Raw genomic sequence first — 18,021 nt, forward strand, 5'->3', positions numbered from 1 at the left:
ACTATTTTTATACTTTGGGGGGAAACCAGCATCATGACAGCTAAGACGAAAATGCGTTCCGATATGATTAAAAAAGGCTTTGACCGCGCTCCTCACCGCAGCTTGCTGCGCGCAGCGGGTGTCAAGGAGGAAGATTTTGACAAACCGTTTATTGCGGTATGCAACTCGTATATTGATATCGTACCGGGCCACGTCCATTTGCAGGAATTTGGCAAAATTGTCAAGCAAGCCATTCGTGAAGCAGGCGGTGTACCTTTCGAGTTTAACACCATCGGTGTAGATGACGGCATTGCCATGGGACACATCGGTATGCGTTATTCTCTGCCAAGCCGCGAAATTATAGCTGACTCTCTGGAAACTGTCGTTTCTGCTCACTGGTTTGACGGTATGGTTTGTATTCCTAACTGTGATAAAATTACCCCTGGCATGATGATGGGCGCATTGCGCGTTAACATTCCAACTATTTTCGTCAGCGGCGGCCCTATGAAAGCTGGTAAAGACAAGAACGGACGCTCTATTTCCCTGACCTCCGTCTTCGAAGGCGTAGGTGCATATCAGGCTGGCAAAATCGATGATCAAAGCTTGCTTGAATTAGAACAATATGGCTGTCCGACATGTGGCTCCTGTTCAGGGATGTTCACAGCGAATTCCATGAACTGTCTCGCAGAAGCGATGGGTCTGGCTATGCCGGGTAACGGCACCATTCTTGCAGTAGCAGAAGAACGTAAAGAATTCGTTAAACAATCTGCACGCCAATTGATGGAATTGATTAAGCTGGATCTTAAACCACGTGATATCGTGACTAAAGAAGCTATTGATAATGCATTTGCATTGGATATGGCAATGGGCGGTTCCACGAATACCGTATTGCATACATTGGCACTTGCCCATGAAGCAGAAGTTGACTACCCTATCGAACGTATTAATGAAGTGGCAAACCGCGTGCCTCATTTGTCCAAATTGGCACCTGCTTCCGACTATCATATTGAGGATGTTCATAATGCAGGCGGCGTAAGCGCAGTGTTGAATGAATTGTTGAAGAAACCGGGCGCACTGCATGGAGACTGTATTACTGTAACCGGAAAAACCATTCGTGAAAACGTAGAGGGTCAGGAAATTCTGGACACTAACGTCATCCACAAACTGGACAACCCTTATTCCGAACGCGGCGGTCTGGCTGTATTATTCGGTAATCTGGCACCGCAAGGCTCCATCATTAAAGTCGGTGCAGTTGATGCTTCGGTTGGTGGTTATCACAAAGGTCCTGCTATCTGCTTTGATTCACAGGAAGATGCACTGGCAGGTATCGCCAACGGTAAAATTAATGAAGGACACGTTGTTGTTATTCGTTATGAAGGTCCAAAGGGCGGACCTGGTATGCCTGAAATGCTCGCTCCAACTTCACAAATCGTGGGCATGGGGCTTGGTGCCAAGGTGGGTCTGATTACAGACGGGCGTTTCTCAGGTGCTTCCCGTGGTATCTCCATCGGTCATATTTCCCCCGAAGCTGCAGAAGGCGGACCTATCGCTTTTGTTGAGGACGGCGATATCATCGAGCTGGACTTGAACAATCGTAAGATTGAGCTCCAGATTACGGACGAAGAATTCGAACGTCGTCGCGCCAACTGGAAAGGCTTTGAGCCGAAGGTGAAAACGGGTTACCTGGCGCGTTATTCCAAGCTGGTGACGAACGCAAGTAACGGCGGAATTATGAAAATCTAAATGTTTTGCCAAGATAGGATTACTTTATGAACGGCTAAAGAGCCTCTCGATCCCTAACAAGGGATCGAGAGGCCTTTTTTATTAGGTCATTAGGTTAGCCTATTCAGTCAGTTCGCTGTTGAGTATATGGACATCATCTCTCTGAGCTGTTTGCTCAAGAGCTTCGTCTGAGCAGTGTGAGTCTCCCTGATGAAAACGGTCAAACAAGGTATCCATTGGCATCACAATCAGTTTCGGTACCATTACATCTTTTTTTTCACTCAATTGCTCTGAACCCGAAGGATGGATAATACGAAATAACAGCTTTAGATATACAGTGGATACATGCTTGAACAGTCCTTTGGGAAGCTCCCGAACTTGAAATCCCAACTTCTCTGGTCCCCGATGAATCATACTAACTGCATAGATCGCCTTTACACCCTTCATTTCAGAATCATGTACAATGCGTTGGGCCAGATCAGGAAGTTGTTTTTTTACAATCCGAATTAATTGAATAGCTAGATGTACCATCGACTTTGCCGTCGAACCCAAGTGAAACAACTTTTTATTATCAAAATGAAGCTCGATTACCGAGTCCCCTTTTTCTAGCCACCTGCTGTTCTCCATATCTACATTTGGCCCATGATAGATACGGCGACGATAATAAAAGATCGTATCCTCCTTGCTTACGGGACGAAGACGAAACAAAACATGGAATAGCCGCTCATACTGGAGCCATCCATATACCAGCGTTCTTTTTGACCAGCTCGTACTGGACATCTCGGAGGCAGTAGGTTGATTGACAGACTGACGGCAAAACAATGTATCTACCCGTACGCTGCGTAATTGTCGTTCTTGGGCGACCCTCAGCAGCTTCTCCAGTGCGATTAGCATATTTTGGGGCGCTTCCGCGTCCGCCCCCAATGTCGTACCACAGTCATGGAGCAGCATCACCTCGCCACCCCTCAGCTTTTTAAGCATTCTCTCCGCTAATTGTTTCGCTCCAATGCTTGCCTTCCAGTCCCCGAACATGGAGGACCATAATACGATTCGACGACCATGGGTGTTGGAAATATCAAAAAAGTTCACTATCCCCCAAGGTGGGCGATAAAAGGTCGTTCCCTCACCAGTTACTCGACGAATGACTGACTCTGTCTGGGCAATTTGTCTTCTGACCGTAACAGGCCGCATAAGCCAATTCGATTTGTGCACGTAATTATGAATACCGATCAGATGACCTTCATCATGCATGCGCTTCAGAAGCTCAGGGTGTTTTTCTGCATTTATCCCAACAACAAAAAAAGTAGCCTTGGCATCAAAACGCTTCAGTAAATCAAGCAGCTGTGATGTATACACTGGATCAGGGCCATCATCAAAGGTGAGCGCATATTCTTGCTCACTTTTGCCGCGCCTGAACACCCGAAAACCAAATATACGACTAACCAGCGCCGGAATAAAAGCATAAAAAGTTGAAATGTAAAACATCCATAACAGCATAGTCTGCACGTTTTATCCCCACTTTTCTATTCTGAACTCCCCAAGCAGGCTTCCTGAGAAAAACTCACTTACTTATATGTTATCACAATGACGTACACATGCCGAGATTTCGCTACTCATATGGTCAGCATTGAGGTCCAATTTAGTGTACAATAAGTAAAAATCTAAAAGGAGTCGTTGTATACATATGCTTCCATTGTACAAAAAATATTGGCGTACCGTTTTTGATATCGGTCTGATCGTATTAACCGTGTATTTAATTATGTTCGTATCCAGCAAGCTGTATCAACTTGCCGCACCTGTGTTCCTTTCGTTTGTTGTGTTCTGGTGCATTGAACCTGCTGCCCGTTATTTTCATCGGAAAGGAATGAAAAAGCCTTTTGCCTCCGCACTCTCCGTATTGCTGTTTATCATCCTTTTACTTGCTATTTTTTTCGGATTGGGCTTGATTCTGGTTACGCAATTTACGAAAGTCGCGCAAAACCTCCCACAATATACTCAGATTATCCAAGCGGAATTCACACGATATCTTCATCTTTCTCAAGATAAAATCGCTGCTTTACCTCCGGGTGTTACCGAACGTGTGAATGAATATTTTGCGACTGCCACTACCATTGCTACGAAATGGGCACAGTTAGGATTATCCTTTTTCATACAGTTCCTCAGTTCTTTCACTGTTTTTATGGGCAACTTTGCCATTGCAATCATTTTAGCGTTCTTTTTAAGTATGGAAATTAATCTTTGGAAGGGCATTGCCCGTAGTAAAACACCCAAGACACTAAAAACTGCTTACCTTTTTCTAAAAAATCACGTACTTAAAGCCATCTCCGCTTTTCTCAAGGCTCAAGCTCTGCTGGTAGGGATTACCTTTGTTCTCGTATTTATAGGTTTACTCATTTTGCAAGTGGATAATGCCCTCTCATTGGCGCTCGTGGCGGCTTTGTTTGATATCCTGCCCTTGTTGGGTGTGCCTGTTATCTTTATTCCGTGGGCAGTGTATCTGTTCATCACAGGCAATACCGGCCTGGCTGTAGGCCTGCTTATTGTCATGGCTGTCACGGTGATCGTCCGCCAGCTGGCAGAGCCTAAAATCACTGGTAATTCCATCGGTGTTTCATCTGCCTATCTGATGCTTTCCTTTGCCATTATATCGTTGTCCATCTTTGGACTGGCTGGATTAATCCTGTCTCCCATTCTGATCATTTTGCTCAAGGAATTGTGGCAGCAAGGCTATCTGCAGAAATGGATTCGGTTTCCGACAGAGGAATTTGACGAGCCTCCGTTTATCGTTAAAATCCAGGAGGAAGATCGTGAAGCTACCCGTGGAACTCAGGAGGATTGAGCTAACAGATCCATGACTTGACCAAACAGTGCTGTAGCTTGATTTGCAGAATGTGTTGAAGCATTTTGCACAAGGACGGCGACCGCATAACGAGGCCGCTCTATCGGACCATACCCTATAAACCACTGGTGATTGATAGGTTGATCGTTCTTCAAAGCTTGGGCCGTACCCGATTTGCCGGCCAGATTCCATGATTTATTACGCAAGGAGGCACCAGTGCCCTGTGTCACAACCTTTTTCATTGCTTCACGAAGCATGCGAGCCGTCGATGTGTGAATCGAACGGCTACCCTCGGATGAAGGTACAGCGTGAGCAGGTAGTTCCAGTAAGGTGCTACCGTCTGCGTAGCTAATACGTTTTACAATGCGTGGTGCATGTACTTGACCATCGTGCAGCAAGGTGACGATGAGATTAGCAGCTTGGAGAGGCGTTACCAGCACATCGCGCTGACCGATAGCTGTCTGTACACGTACGCCCGGATCAGACGCGTTCGTATGGGAGCCGAATACGGCTCCCTTTTCTTCGTGATCCAGCGGTCTGAATTGAGGTAGCCCTGCAAGATTCCGCTCCTGCCAGCCCACAGTTCGGCTCAATCCCAGTGCAGTGGCTGTAGCCTGAATTTGCTCAGGATTAAGTCGTTCGCCGAGATGAGCGAACACACTATTACAGGATACGGCAAGCCCTTCCTCTAGATTCAGGGTACCGTGTCCTTCTTTTTTCCAGCAAGCCAAACCGTACTTGCCATAAGTTCCATGACAATGGAATTGTTCCTGCGGTTGGACAACACCTGATTCAATTGCAGCAGCAGCCGTAACCAACTTAAAAATGGATCCAGGCGTTATCGCCTTGAGGGCACGATTAGACCAGTCTGTTTTTTTCTGGGGATCAACATGACCGGGATTATAAAAAGGGCGAGACACCATCGCCAGTACATCCGCGTTGCCTGCATCGAGCACTACCACCGCCCCTTCTGCCAAATGACTAGATTCCGTCAGCTTTTCAATCTGTTCCTGTATAGGTAGATCAATTGTAGTCTGTACCTGCAATGGATAGTGACCATTGGATGGAGCACTGACACGCAGCGGTATATGAGTCAATGGACGACGCTGCGCATCTACAAATCGGGAGACGAACGTTTCACCGACGCCGCTCAGCAGCGGCTCCAGCGTTCTTTCCAGTCCGGCTGCTCCCATCGGCAGTTCACTCGCTCGGTCGGCACGTTGATACAGAAAGCCAAGCCATTGCCTGCCATTGGGCAAATCCCTGTAACGTTTCGCATAAGGTACAAGCTCGATAAGCGAAGGGGCTAGCTTCAGCAACTTGCCTGCTTCATGCGGATTGATTTGTACTGGCTCTCCGCGCCCATCACGCCATAAGAGCGGGGATTGCAGTCCTTTCCAGCGTGTCAGTAGTTGATTCTTGTTCGTACGCAGTAGTTCGGCCAGTTCTTCGCCATGTATAGCCGCTTTGCCATCTACATCGGGAAAAAGCACTGGCGCCCATACGACTCCGCCAGTCAAGGGTTGCCCATGCCGGTCCGTAAACTGTCCACGTCCAGAGTCGATAGAAATGCCCTCCTGTCGCTGACGTGCTGACATTTCCTTAAGCGAATGCCCTCCATAAACAGACATATGAATGCCCGCTGTCCCCTGAATCCACGCCAGTCGGAATAATAAAATCAGGAGTAGCGCCATCACCCCCAAGGCCATATATGCAATTCGACGTTTTCGTATGAAACTGCTACCACGCCTCGGCACACCCATCCTTCTTTCATCTTTTTTCCAGTAGTATGTCCTGTAGTTGAAAAAGAAAACCCACTCAACTTTTAACGTTGAATGGGTTAACCACGGAGATCAGTGACAATCCTGATTCCCATGGTTTAGTTATATCTACACCGTAAACCGCGAAAGCTGTTCCTTCAAATTCACCGATACTCCTTCCAGCTTATCCGACAAACCTACCAGTTGATTACCAATATTGGCCTGCTCAGTGCTGAGCGAAGCGACTTCCTGCGAAGTAGCTGAGGATTGCTCGGCCACCGCACTTACATTGGTCATGGCCTCGGACAAAGTGGTCTGCGATTCACTCAGATGATGAATGGAGGCAGTGACCGTTCCTAATCGAAGCGCGAACTCTCCCATTTGCTGCTGCACCGATTGGAAAATATCCGTCGTTTCCTGCACGGCTCCCATCTGCTCCCGGAACAGCGGGTACACTTCAGATAACGCCTGTACCGTTTCATTCATCTCATTGACGATGTTATTAATAATACCCGTAGCCGTGCGAATGGCTTGACGTGATTGTTCAGCCAACTGCCGAACCTCATTGGCTACCACCATAAAACCACGCCCGGCCGTCCCTGCTCGCGCTGCTTCAATCGTCGCATTCAGTGATAGAATATTCGTTTGTTTCGCAATATCCTGTAGTACATCCAGCACTTTAAAAACATCGGAAGTGGTCTTCTTCAGTTCATCTACTTTGCCCACCAGAGCATGCGTAGTTTCTTCCGTAACCTTAGTCTTGCTCAATAGATTTTTCAGTTGAACTGTTCCTTGTTCACTGGATTGTTCAACTTCTTGTGCGACCAGACTCATTTCATGATTGGAAGCCATAACCGTATCCATTTGCTGAGATATATTCCCGGTTAGTCCGCTGCCACGTTCAGCCTCAGTTGCCAAACTGGAGGCGCCATGAGCAATTTCTTCCGTTGCTGCTGCAATTTCTTTGGCTGAAATAGCTGTCTTCTTCGAGGCATCACCTAGTTCTGTCGCTGTATTCAGAACCTCCTGAGCTGAGGCATTCGTCTGTTGTACCAGCAATGTAATTTGCTCCATCATCATATCAAAGCTTTCTGACAACTGCCCAATTTCATCCTGAGCCTTATAGTTCGTTCGAATTTGCAAGTTGCCTTTGGCGCCTTCGACCATTAAATCCTTTAGATGTGTCAATGGACGAGCCACGAGGCGCACGATCCACAGGCCAATGAACAATGCAATGAGTGCAGCCACTGCAGCAAATATCCAGGTTGTGGTTAGAATCCCCTTAGCATCTCTCACCAGCTCAGATACAGGTACTACACCCACGAGAATCCACTTGGAAGTTCCCAGTGTATTATGAACCGTAAGCACATTTTGCTCTTTGCCGTCTGCTTCCTGCTCCATAATTTGATTTCCTTCGATCCCTTCAAGCTTGGAAACGTAATCCAGCTTTGTCTTTCCTCCTGCCAAGCTCTCATTATTAGAACCTACAAACTCACCCTTGTCTGTCACAAGGCTAATCATACTGCCTGAGCCCAAATTAACACCTTTCAACTCGTCCTCCACCGCACTGGACTTTAAATCCATAACCAGAACGTAAGTCCCTCCCAACCCGGACATACTGTTCATGGAGCGTGCTAGGCGAAAAGTCTTGCTGCCATTGTCATTCACCTGCGTAGGTAGCCAAACAATTCCCTTGTTTTTCAAAACATCCTTAAACCACGCTTCCTGCCGTACATCCTTTTGTGTTCCGGTGCCCATTGCAGCTAACTTGGTTTCTTCCGGGTACAAGTACAATGAATCGATTGCTTTATTCGTAAAAGCAATATTCGTTAATTTCTTGTTTACTTCGCCCATAGCAACAAAAGATGCAAAAGGATTTTTATCTTGCTTTACAGCCTTTTGCAACTGATCACTTAATTCAGTATCGAAAAATACCTGTGTCGATGTGTCTTGAAAACGCTCTAGAATAATATCAAGCTTTTCTGAAGTTTGCTGAACGGTCTGCTGATAAGCCGTAGCTGCATTTTGCTCAATCGTACTTTTAGCCTTGTAGTATGAGAGCATCCCCAAGCTGACCACAAATAACATAATTGCCGCAAAAAAGATCAGAAACAACTTCATTCCAACCGAACGTATCGGATTATAGTTTTTGACCAAATGCATGAAATCTTTACTGTACCTTTCCGGCTTAAGTAAACGCTTTAAATTGTGTGTACCTTTACGAGTCGCCTTAGCTACCCAGGGGGCAACCTTCGATGACACCGCAACCTTTTGTTCCTCTTTATCCGTTGTCACTTTACTGCCTTTCAAACCCTGCATTTGATCCGTTTTCTTGGGTTGCCTTTTTGCTGTAGTCCCCTCTTTTTTCCGTAAACCCATTTCTCTCACCTACCACCATATAATTAGTTTCTAATTCCACGTCATCCATTATGTATCTATTATCTATATAACTTCTATCGGAACTATTCGACAAGGAATGTAGCTTTCCTTTGAGTATCAACTAAATTTTGTGAAACTTTTTTCCTAGAAAACTATTCAAAAAAAAGCCTCTCCAACCGATAGGAGAGGCTTTTGAATCTTTTCACCTGTGACTTAAGGCTTATTTACTTCTTTTTACGCATCATATCAAAATACGATACGGGTTGATCTACCTTCATTCTAATTCGTTGAAGCGGGTGACGAGCAGCATCCAATTCGTTGCCTTCCTCATCCCAGATCGTTCCGACCGTTTGTTTAAAAAATGTTCCGTTCGGACCGAAAAATTCAATTTCATGCCCTGGTTTAAAATGGTTCCGTTGTTGAATGGTTGCGATGCCACTCGCGGCATCGTAGTCCATGACCAGTCCGGCAAAATCATAAGGGACTGCTTTTTCTTCCGGCTCATAAATATGATCCTCATGATCCGGTGTATCGTAGAAAAATCCTGTATTCAGCGGACGATTGGCTGCCTTGTTAATTTCCTCAATCCATTCTGGTTTGAGCACATAATTTTCAGGATCAGCCATATAGGAATCAATCGCTTGACGATAGACATTCACGACCGTAGCCACATAGTGTATAGACTTCATACGTCCCTCTACTTTAAAACTGTCTACACCCACATCAATCAGATCAGGGACATTTTCAATCATACACAGATCCTTGGAACCCATAGAAAAAGCATTATCGCTCTCTTCAAACAGTGGAAGCTGGTTAACACCAAGCTGGAACTGTTTCAGTGCATTACTCTCCTGTGCCTCTTCCTCAGATATCCAAACCTCACCTGAGCGGGCATCCTCAAACAAATCGTATTTCCAGCGGCAAGACTGACAACATCCCCCACGATTGGAATCACGGTCTGTAAAGTGATTGGACAACACGCAGCGGCCAGAAAATGAAGAGCACATCGCACCATGGACGAATGCTTCGATTTCGATGTCCACATGCTTTTTAATTTCTTCGATTTCCTCCAGACTGGTCTCACGTCCCAATACCACACGCGGTAGCCCCTCATTTTTCCAAAACTTTACCGCTTGCCAGTTCAGCGTGGACTGCTGTGTGCTCAAATGCACTTCCAATCCGGGAACAGCACGCAATGCCACGGATACAATAGCCGGATCAGCTACGATAACGGCATGAATTCCTGCCTCGTACAGATTGCGCAAGTATTCCTCGATTCCGGCAATATCTTCATTGTGGGCATAGATATTGGTGGCCACAAGCACTTTAGCACCATACTTGTTCGCAAATTCTACACCTTCGCGCATTTCTTCAAAACTGAAATTATCGGCGTTAGAACGCAGACCATATTTTTGTCCACCAATATATACAGCATCCGCGCCATAGTGAACGGCAAACTTCAGCTTTTCCAGATTTCCGGCAGGAGCCAACAGCTCCGGCTTATCCAGACGATTCCGTTTACCTATATATTTTCTCGTTTTAGTTATCGTCCCCATGACGTTCCCCCCTCTGTGAATTCAATTCATTTTAAAATTAATAAACCTGCTCTTTATAGAAAAATCCGAAGGAGAGTTCCCGTTCTGGATCTTGAAGACGGCGAACTTCATCCAGCCAGCTTTCATCATAAGCATAAGCATCCGGGTCAGCTGTATAACTATCTATTGCTTTACGATAAGCACGAACAACCGCCTCGTTGTAAGCCGTAGGTTTCAATAAGCCCTCGATCTTAAAGCTATGCACGCCCGCCTCCATTAGAATATGCAGGTCCTCCATGATACAAAAATCATCTGAACTCATAATATGTGTCCCATTCATATCCTCGTAGATGGGGAACTTCTCTTCTTTCCGCTCTGCTTCAATCAGAAACAAGCCACGCCCTCTGCCCAAATCGCCTTCTACATTACGTCCCTGGTGCAGCATATAACTTTGAACAAGCTTACGCTTGGAGTGATAAATATTGGTCATGCCATGTACCTGAACCTGTGCTTCTATGTTCAACTTTGGTATCATTTCGGTAATTTCATCCATACTGAGCTCACGAGCCAAAATAACCCGGGAAGCCCCTTTTTCACCCCAATAGTTGGCGGTTGCGAAGTTGGTGGAGATCATCTCACCGTTCCAGAACAGCTTAAGATGCGGAGCATACTCCTTCACGGCCATGAGCACTGCGGGATCATTAAATTCAATGGCATCAATGCCGCATCCAGCTAGGGTCTGCACATATTCGGGAAGGAGCGGCAATAGCTCGTTCGTCATCAAATTCGTCATGGATACATATACCTGTGCCGTATGCTTGCGTGCCTCTTCCACCACTTCACGGATTTGGTCCGGTGTAAAATGTCCCGGCAACCGCATTCCAAAGCGGTCATCTCCAATAAGCAATGCAGTAGCTCCAGCCTCCAGCATATGGCGGGCATCCTCTGGAGAGCTGGCAGTTGCCAGTAGTTCGGGTTTGTAAGCCATAGGCTCACCTCCTAATTTGTCTTACGGTTACTTACCTGAATGTTATGCAAATGTTCTTTATACGTTTTGGCAAACAAATGTTCATGTGTTCCATCTTTTTTGGTGACATAAAATAAATAATCTGTAGCTTTTGGCTGTAAAGCCGCTATCACTGAGTTTAGACTGGGACTTGCAATCGGCCCTGGCGGAAGTCCCAGATGCAAATACGTATTATAAGGGCTTTCCACAGCCAAATCCTTGTAATACAGCCGTTCTTTTTGCTTGTCCAGCATATATTGAACCGTAGCATCAATTTCCAGCTTCTTACCCTGTTTGAGTCGGTTATAAATGACGCCAGCTACTACAGACCGCTCATCTTCTACAACCACTTCGCGCTCTACAAGAGAAGCAACTGTCAGCAGTTGATGCAGCGTTTCACCCCGTTGTTTCAGCTTGGCATCCAAATCGGAAACAGTCTCCAACCGCTTTTGTGTCTGTTCTAGCATCACCTGTATAATATCTTTGGCCGTACTGCCCTTTTTCAGCTCATAGGTTTCCGGGAAAAGATAGCCCTCCAGCGCATAGCGAAGCCCCGCCTGCTTTGGAATGTCCCGCACTAGCGCGACGTCAAAAGCGGACGGATCGTTGGCCAGCTGCAAAAATTGCTGCCGGTCTGCCAATCCTTCCTTTTGCAGCTTATCAGCCATCTGTCTAATCGTAAAACCTTCCGGGATTGTAAAACGAATCATTTCCTCTTTGACAACATCTCCAGCCGATAACTTAGTAATCAACTGATCAAAGGTTGCGCCAGGTTGCGCCTCATATTTTCCAGCCTGAAATGCGCTTCCTTGCTGTTTGAATTTCACATAAGCCTTAAACACGAGCGCATTACGTATAAGTCCCTTTTGCTCCAGCGTATCTGCAATAGCCGATGTTCCTGTTCCCTGCACCACCGTAAAAGCAACGGGTTGTGTTTGGGGCTGAACAGGCTGCATGGAATTCCAAATGTAGAGGGTTGCCCCTCCTGCTATAATGATAAGCAGTAGAAACAACGTAAACATCCTCGTCCTTCGCTTCACATCCACCCAACTCCTTCACAGCCAAAAAGGGCGGACTGGTCCGCCCTTTCAGGTTTGATCTCATCGCTATCCAGACTTACAGTTCTTCCGGCAACGTACATTCATCGTACAGTTCGGAAATATCTTCCCACTCATCATCATCTTCAATGGTGGTGATAGAGATTTCGCCGTCTGCGGATGAGCTTACATGGTATAGTTCATGTTCGCCAACAGCAGCCCCAGGTCTACGCAATACAGCGTACCGTTGTTCGCCTACCTTGAACTCTGCTTCCAATTCCATGCGAATTGCATGGCCCTGTTCATCCTGCAACTCTACATCGCCGTTGAACGTTTCCTTCAAATCAGAGGTCCAACTCAGGTCTTCACGTGAATAGCTCGTCATTTCCCGTCTTCCTCTTCCTCTACAAATGTATTAAAGGTCTCTTCGACGATTTCCCATTCGGCATCGTCTTGGATCACAAACAATTTAATATCATCGCCTTCTTCCTCGTAACGGAAGGCGTACACATCGGACTCATCAGCTTCAGGGTCCACTGGCGCAACCATCATGTACTTCGCTTCGGAACCATCTACCTCAAACTTCATAATGACCTCGAACTCTTCCTCGTTGCCCTCGTCATCGGCAATATAAATAATTTCCGGCTCTTCTTCCATACCCACTTGATTTTCAGCCATTACGAAATCCCCCTCACCTTGTACTGTGTGCGTCCAAATAGTTTTGCAAGATCAGGCTTGCGGCCAGTTTATCTACCACCTGCTTGCGTTTTTTTCGGCTGACGTCGGCCTCCAGAAGCGTACGCTCCGCCGAACGCGTCGTCAGCCGTTCATCCCAAAGGTGAACGGGTAAACCCAGTAACTCCTTGAGTCGGTTCGCAAACTCGATGCAAATCTCACCGCGTGGACCCACGGTTCCGTTCATGTTTTTCGGCAAGCCTACAACAACCTCACCGACCTCATTGTCACGAACCAAATTTGCAATTTTACCGAACTCGCTGTCGTCACCGCGTCGTTCTATGACTTCCAATCCTTGGGCGGTCCAGCCGAAGGCATCACTTACGGCGACCCCAATTCGGCGATCCCCGTAATCCAATCCCATTACTTTCATGCCTGTCTCCTAACGGTGCTTGGCGAGATAGAAACGAACCAATTCTTCAATCAACTCATCGCGCTCTTTTTTACGTACCAGGCTTCTGGCATTATTATGCCGTGGCACATAAGCCGGATCACCGGATAGCAAATAGCCGACAATTTGATTGATCGGATTGTATTCTTTTTCCACCAGCGCATCATATACGGTCAACAAAATCTCCTGAGCAGAAGCTTCCTTCTCATCTGCCTTGACATTAAATTTGACCGTTTTGTCCATGGAATCCATTGTTGACACCTCGCTTCCACAAAACATGTGTACATGTTTATGCCAGCTTATTCTTTTACATCATACCATAAGCAAAGCCCTACAAGGAAATATCTAAGCCCGTTTTTTTCCAAAAATCCGCAAAAATTATCGAACTTTATCCTTGTGAGGCTGCCGACACCAGTTCATGCGCACGTTGAAGTGCTTCGTCCAGCTTGCTGGCATCCTTACCACCGGCTTGCGCCATGTCAGGTCGTCCGCCACCACCGCCACCGCATACGGCAGCAATTTCTTTCACGAGCTTGCCTGCATGAAGTCCAGCCTTGGTATGCTCTGCCGGAACTGCTACGACAAAATTAACTTTGTCGTCCATTGCAGCGCCGAGCACCAGCACAGCAGCCGGAAGCTTCCCTTTCAGTTCATCAGCAATCGCACGCAACGCATCCATGCTGGAAGCCTGCACGCGTGCAGCCAACAGCTGCACCCCGCCTGCTTGCACGACCTGATCGGTCAGCTGGCCTGCCTCAATAACGCTCAGCTTGCTTTGCAGCGATTCATTTTCACGACTGAGGTCTTTAATTTGTTGCTGCAAAGATTCGATACGCTTTGGCACCTCGGACAGCTTAGATTTTACAAGCCCAGCCGACACCTTCAACAGTTCTAATTGACCTTCCATATATTCAAAGCCAAAACGTCCGGTCACCGCTTCAATACGACGTACACCTGATCCAATGCCGCTCTCGCTGACAAGCTTGAACAAGCCAATTTGCGAAGTATTGCTGACATGACAGCCACCGCATAGTTCAATGCTGTAATCGCCTACCTTAACGACCCGTACGATATCTCCATACTTTTCACCGAACAGCGCCATTGCTCCGAGAGCCTTGGCTTCATCAATCGGTTTCAGTTCAATATTAACGTCCAGTTGGCTCCAGATGGCACGGTTTACACGCAGTTCAATATCCGCCAGCTCTTCTGGTGTAATGCTTCCAAAATGGGAGAAGTCAAAACGCAGACGCCCAGGCTCTACCAAAGAACCCGCCTGATTGACATGGTCACCCAGCACTTCTTTAAGCGCTTTGTGAAGCAAATGCGTAGCCGTATGGTTTTTCTCAATTTCTCCACGTGAAGCTTGATCTACTTCTGCTTTCACCGTATCGCCAACGTTCAGCTCACCGGCTTCTACAACAACCTGATGCACATGCTGACCTTGTGGCGCCTTAAACAGCCCTTCGACCTTCGCAGTTACCGTACCTCCACGCAGCAAGCCTTGGTCACTGACTTGTCCTCCGCTTTCGGCATAGAAAGGAGTCACATCCAGCACGACCTGACAAGACTGCCCTTCATTAACACTGTCCACCAGTACATCTTCATATACAATCGCCACAATTTTAGACTCAGTTACGAGGTCATTATATCCAACAAATTCACTTTTAACCGCCAGATCGGACAAAGCTCCGCCCTGAATCTTCATGCTGGCGTTGTCCTGATGAGCATCACGGGCACGTTTGCGTTGCTCCTGCATCGCTTCATCAAAGCCTTCACGATCTACTTTCAAGCCCTGCTCGTCCGCATAATCCTCTGTGAGATCGAAAGGGAACCCGTACGTATCATACAGTTTGAAGGCATCTGCTCCGCTAATGACATTGCGACCTTCGGCCTTCGCCTGAGCACTGATATCGGACAAAATGGCCAATCCATCTGTCAGTGTTTCATGGAAGCGTTCCTCTTCCGTTTTGATCACTTTGATGATGAAATCACGTTTGTCCACTACCTCAGGGTAATACACACCCATGACATCCCCAACGGTTTCCACCAGTTCAAACATAAATGGACGGTTCATGCCCAGCATTTTTCCATAGCGCACAGCCCGGCGCAGCAAACGGCGAATCACATAACCCCGTCCTTCATTAGAAGGCAGCACACCGTCACCAATTGCAAAAGCTACGGTCCGGACATGGTCAGCAATAACCTTAAGAGCCACGTCACTGTCCACATTTTCGTTATATTTTACTCCTGCCATCGCCGCTGTTTTTTGGATTAGCGGCTGGAAGATATCCGTATCAAAGTTGGAATCCACATTTTGCAAAATGGATGCAAAACGCTCCAATCCAGCCCCCGTATCAATATTTTTGTTTGGAAGCGGCGTATAGCTGCCGTCTTTGTTATGGTTGAATTGTGAGAATACGAGGTTCCACACTTCCAGATAACGCTCATTTTCTCCCCCCGGATACATTTCAGGGTCCGTCATGTCGCTACCGTAGGCTTCGCCACGATCATAAAAGATTTCCGTACAAGGTCCACAAGGACCTTCACCGATATCCCAAAAGTTATCTTCCAGTTTGATGATACGTTCGGCAGGAAGTCCAACTTTTTCGTTCCACAGCTTGTACGCTTCCTCATCCTCAGGATACACAGTTACAGCCAGACGTTCCGGATCAAAACCAATCCATTTTGGATCCGTCAGAAACTCCCATGCCCATGTAATGACTTCTTCCTTAAAATAGTCACCAATGGAAAAGTTGCCGAGCATTTCGAAAAAAGTATGATGACGGCGCGTTTTACCAACATTCTCAATGTCGTTCGTCCGGATACATTTTTGCGAATTAGCAATACGTGGATTCTCCGGCTTCACACGTCCGTCAAAATAAGGCTTAAGCGGCGCCATACCCGCATTAATCCACAGCAGGGAAGGATCTTTATGTGGAACAAGCGGTGCGCTTGGTTCAATCACATGTCCCTTGCTTTCAAAAAACTCCAGCCATTTGGAGCGGATTTCACTAGCTTTCATATAAGTAGCCTCCTAATTATGGTGTCACTGGTTCCTGGCACTGGCCATAAAAAAACAGAAAAACGCCCCTGAACGGATCAGGGACGATTGTATCGCGGTACCACCCTGGTTAACGCCGTCCCCTCTGTACGAAATGCCCATGCGCAAGCTGCACACCAACATTTGCTTAACGGACGATCGATCGCCTTGTTTTCACTGGTAACGGGAGCATCCCGGCGGGTTCAGCCCGCACTTCGAAATGAGCTTTCCCTACTGGATAAACACATTTAAACATACTCAATTCAGTATATCCGTGTCATTTAGCCGTGTCAACGCGATTTCAGACAAGATACATACGGTGTATGGACAAAATCAGATCGTTTTCCGCTTCACGTAATAAGCAAAAAAATGCTGAAGCCCTACCTTTAATACCGCCATCACGGGAACCGCTAAAATCAAGCCGGTAATTCCCGCAATTTCACCACCCACTAGCAGAGCGAAAATAATGGCTATCGGATGCAGATGCAGCGTTCGTCCTACCACCTGGGGAGAAATGACATTGCTCTCCAACACTTGAATACAAGTGTTAACGACCACGACAAAAAGCACCATTTTGAAGGATATTGTAGAAGCCATGATTACTGCCGGAGCGGCTCCCAAAAAGGGCCCCAAATATGGAACGATGTTAAAAATCGCTACCACTCCTGCCAGCAACAGCGCATAAGGCATGCCAATCAGCATATATCCGAGATAAGCCAGCACTCCAATAATCACGCATACCAGTAACTGTCCCCTGACATAGTTGCCAAGCGCCTGATCAATTTCCTTAAGTACCGTTACAATCGCCTTACGACGAGATCGCGGGAGGTAAGACACAATCGTCCGCTCGAACACATCAAAATCTTTCAAAATATAAAAAATGAGGAACGGTACAATGAATACATTGAACAGCATGTTGATCATCCCGCCGATGTTATCCATAAAGGTAGAAATTCCGGTTGCCATCCGATTCTCTAGTTGGAAAAACCATTGATTCATACCCGTTCGCACCCCTTGGGGCAAAATGCCGCTATCCATATTCGTCATTAATCCCTGTGCATGCATGGTCAGCTCAGGCAGATGCTCATTCAGCTCATCCAGTTGTTCAATGAACATCGGAATCAGGTTCATCAGAATCACAACGAGACTGGCCAAAAATACAGCATAGATGAGCAGCACAGCTACGCTTCGAGGCACCTTGCGACCGCCCAGCATATTGACAACAGGATTAAGTACATAGGAGATGATCATCGCTACCGCAAACGGAGCAATGATTGTTTTCAGAAATTCATACAAATGAAAAAACAAAGGTCGCAGCAGCCAGATAAAATATAGAATGACAAGTCCCAGCAGCGTCCATATTCCGTATCGGAACAGTCTACTTTTCGTTAATTGCTCCATTTCGTGCCTCCTTACCGGACTAGCCTCCTTTAAGTATATGCCTGTACCTCTGCTTTAATCCTTCCCCTGACTCTGAGGCCTTAACTTGGAAAAACTTTCAATAATGATTATGAAGAAAGAATGAAAACCATTGAAAATGATTAACAAATTCAAATCTATCTGACGATATAAGTACAAAGCACTATATTAAGCTTTCA

Annotated in this window: 14 protein-coding genes; 2 read left to right on the forward strand and 12 right to left on the reverse strand. The window is 46.6% G+C overall.

The window, feature by feature from the left end; all coding sequences use genetic code 11:
- The first annotated feature begins 33 nt into the window (after window positions 1-33).
- On the forward strand, window positions 34-1,722 hold the full coding sequence (gene ilvD, locus T3H97_RS19280) for a dihydroxy-acid dehydratase (RefSeq protein ID WP_246772683.1): 1,689 nt from the start codon (window positions 34-36) through the stop codon (window positions 1,720-1,722).
- Window positions 1,723-1,821: 99 nt separating this feature from the next.
- Here the strand turns inward: ilvD and T3H97_RS19285 are convergent, their stop codons facing one another.
- Window positions 1,822-3,207, reverse strand: a complete 1,386-nt coding sequence (locus T3H97_RS19285; RefSeq protein ID WP_328800599.1) for a polysaccharide deacetylase family protein — start codon at window positions 3,205-3,207, stop codon at window positions 1,822-1,824.
- A 178-nt stretch (window positions 3,208-3,385) separates the two neighbouring features.
- Between T3H97_RS19285 and T3H97_RS19290 the strand changes: the two genes are divergently transcribed.
- Window positions 3,386-4,540 (forward strand): AI-2E family transporter, encoded by a 1,155-nt coding sequence (locus T3H97_RS19290; protein ID WP_307347744.1) that lies wholly within the window; start codon window positions 3,386-3,388, stop codon window positions 4,538-4,540.
- Here the strand turns inward: T3H97_RS19290 and T3H97_RS19295 are convergent.
- The 11 genes from T3H97_RS19295 to T3H97_RS19345 all read right to left on the reverse strand — a co-directional run bounded on the left by T3H97_RS19295 (window position 4,528) and on the right by T3H97_RS19345 (window position 17,824).
- Window positions 4,528-6,303, reverse strand: a complete 1,776-nt coding sequence (locus T3H97_RS19295) for a peptidoglycan D,D-transpeptidase FtsI family protein (protein WP_328800600.1) — start codon at window positions 6,301-6,303, stop codon at window positions 4,528-4,530. The genes T3H97_RS19290 and T3H97_RS19295 overlap by 13 nt on opposite strands.
- Window positions 6,304-6,429: 126 nt before the next feature.
- On the reverse strand, window positions 6,430-8,679 hold the full coding sequence (locus T3H97_RS19300; protein ID WP_328800601.1) for a methyl-accepting chemotaxis protein: 2,250 nt from the start codon (window positions 8,677-8,679) through the stop codon (window positions 6,430-6,432).
- Between the two features lie 224 nt (window positions 8,680-8,903).
- Window positions 8,904-10,235: a peptidase U32 family protein gene (locus T3H97_RS19305; RefSeq protein ID WP_328800602.1), complete on the reverse strand. Its 1,332-nt coding sequence runs from the start codon at window positions 10,233-10,235 to the stop codon at window positions 8,904-8,906.
- A gap of 37 nt (window positions 10,236-10,272) precedes the next feature.
- Window positions 10,273-11,202 carry a peptidase U32 family protein gene (locus T3H97_RS19310; protein WP_328800603.1) on the reverse strand — a complete coding sequence of 310 codons (930 nt, stop codon included), beginning with the start codon at window positions 11,200-11,202 and terminating at the stop codon, window positions 10,273-10,275.
- Window positions 11,203-11,213: 11 nt separating this feature from the next.
- Complete coding sequence (mltG, locus tag T3H97_RS19315) at window positions 11,214-12,242, reverse strand: endolytic transglycosylase MltG (protein ID WP_328802852.1); 1,029 nt, start codon at window positions 12,240-12,242, stop codon at window positions 11,214-11,216.
- 94 nt (window positions 12,243-12,336) lie between these two features.
- The gene (locus T3H97_RS19320) at window positions 12,337-12,642 is read right to left on the reverse strand and encodes a DUF1292 domain-containing protein (protein ID WP_328800604.1); all 306 of its coding nucleotides are present in this window, start codon (window positions 12,640-12,642) and stop codon (window positions 12,337-12,339) included.
- On the reverse strand, window positions 12,639-12,935 hold the full coding sequence (locus T3H97_RS19325; RefSeq protein ID WP_069290188.1) for a DUF1292 domain-containing protein: 297 nt from the start codon (window positions 12,933-12,935) through the stop codon (window positions 12,639-12,641). The genes T3H97_RS19320 and T3H97_RS19325 overlap by 4 nt, the downstream gene beginning before the upstream one ends.
- 13 nt (window positions 12,936-12,948) lie before the next feature.
- Window positions 12,949-13,365 (reverse strand): Holliday junction resolvase RuvX, encoded by a 417-nt coding sequence (ruvX, locus tag T3H97_RS19330; RefSeq protein ID WP_014282932.1) that lies wholly within the window; start codon window positions 13,363-13,365, stop codon window positions 12,949-12,951.
- A gap of 9 nt (window positions 13,366-13,374) precedes the next feature.
- Entirely contained in the window at window positions 13,375-13,635 is a 261-nt protein-coding gene (locus T3H97_RS19335; RefSeq protein ID WP_007431624.1) for an IreB family regulatory phosphoprotein, read from the reverse strand.
- A 136-nt stretch (window positions 13,636-13,771) separates the two neighbouring features.
- Complete coding sequence (alaS, locus tag T3H97_RS19340; protein ID WP_328800605.1) at window positions 13,772-16,405, reverse strand: alanine--tRNA ligase; 2,634 nt, start codon at window positions 16,403-16,405, stop codon at window positions 13,772-13,774.
- Window positions 16,406-16,756: 351 nt separating this feature from the next.
- Window positions 16,757-17,824, reverse strand: coding sequence for an AI-2E family transporter (locus tag T3H97_RS19345; protein WP_328800606.1), 1,068 nt, complete (start codon window positions 17,822-17,824; stop codon window positions 16,757-16,759).
- Between the last annotated feature and the right edge of the window lie 197 nt (window positions 17,825-18,021).

Origin of the sequence: Paenibacillus sp. LX16 (genome assembly GCF_036252815.1) — a bacterium.
Taxonomy (GTDB): Bacteria; Bacillota; Bacilli; order Paenibacillales; family Paenibacillaceae; genus Paenibacillus; species Paenibacillus polymyxa_B.

Coding starts and splice junctions, on each gene's coding strand:
- ilvD (WP_246772683.1), top strand. CDS start 34: ATGACAGCTAAGACGAAAATGCGTTCCGATATGATTAAAAAAGGCTTT.
- T3H97_RS19290 (WP_307347744.1), top strand. CDS start 3,386: ATGCTTCCATTGTACAAAAAATATTGGCGTACCGTTTTTGATATCGGT.
- T3H97_RS19295 (WP_328800600.1), bottom strand. CDS start 6,303: ATGGGTGTGCCGAGGCGTGGTAGCAGTTTCATACGAAAACGTCGAATT.
- T3H97_RS19300 (WP_328800601.1), bottom strand. CDS start 8,679: ATGGGTTTACGGAAAAAAGAGGGGACTACAGCAAAAAGGCAACCCAAG.
- T3H97_RS19305 (WP_328800602.1), bottom strand. CDS start 10,235: ATGGGGACGATAACTAAAACGAGAAAATATATAGGTAAACGGAATCGT.
- T3H97_RS19310 (WP_328800603.1), bottom strand. CDS start 11,202: ATGGCTTACAAACCCGAACTACTGGCAACTGCCAGCTCTCCAGAGGAT.
- mltG (WP_328802852.1), bottom strand. CDS start 12,242: ATGTTTACGTTGTTTCTACTGCTTATCATTATAGCAGGAGGGGCAACC.
- T3H97_RS19320 (WP_328800604.1), bottom strand. CDS start 12,642: ATGACGAGCTATTCACGTGAAGACCTGAGTTGGACCTCTGATTTGAAG.
- T3H97_RS19325 (WP_069290188.1), bottom strand. CDS start 12,935: ATGGCTGAAAATCAAGTGGGTATGGAAGAAGAGCCGGAAATTATTTAT.
- ruvX (WP_014282932.1), bottom strand. CDS start 13,365: ATGAAAGTAATGGGATTGGATTACGGGGATCGCCGAATTGGGGTCGCC.
- T3H97_RS19335 (WP_007431624.1), bottom strand. CDS start 13,635: ATGGATTCCATGGACAAAACGGTCAAATTTAATGTCAAGGCAGATGAG.
- alaS (WP_328800605.1), bottom strand. CDS start 16,405: ATGAAAGCTAGTGAAATCCGCTCCAAATGGCTGGAGTTTTTTGAAAGC.
- T3H97_RS19345 (WP_328800606.1), bottom strand. CDS start 17,824: ATGGAGCAATTAACGAAAAGTAGACTGTTCCGATACGGAATATGGACG.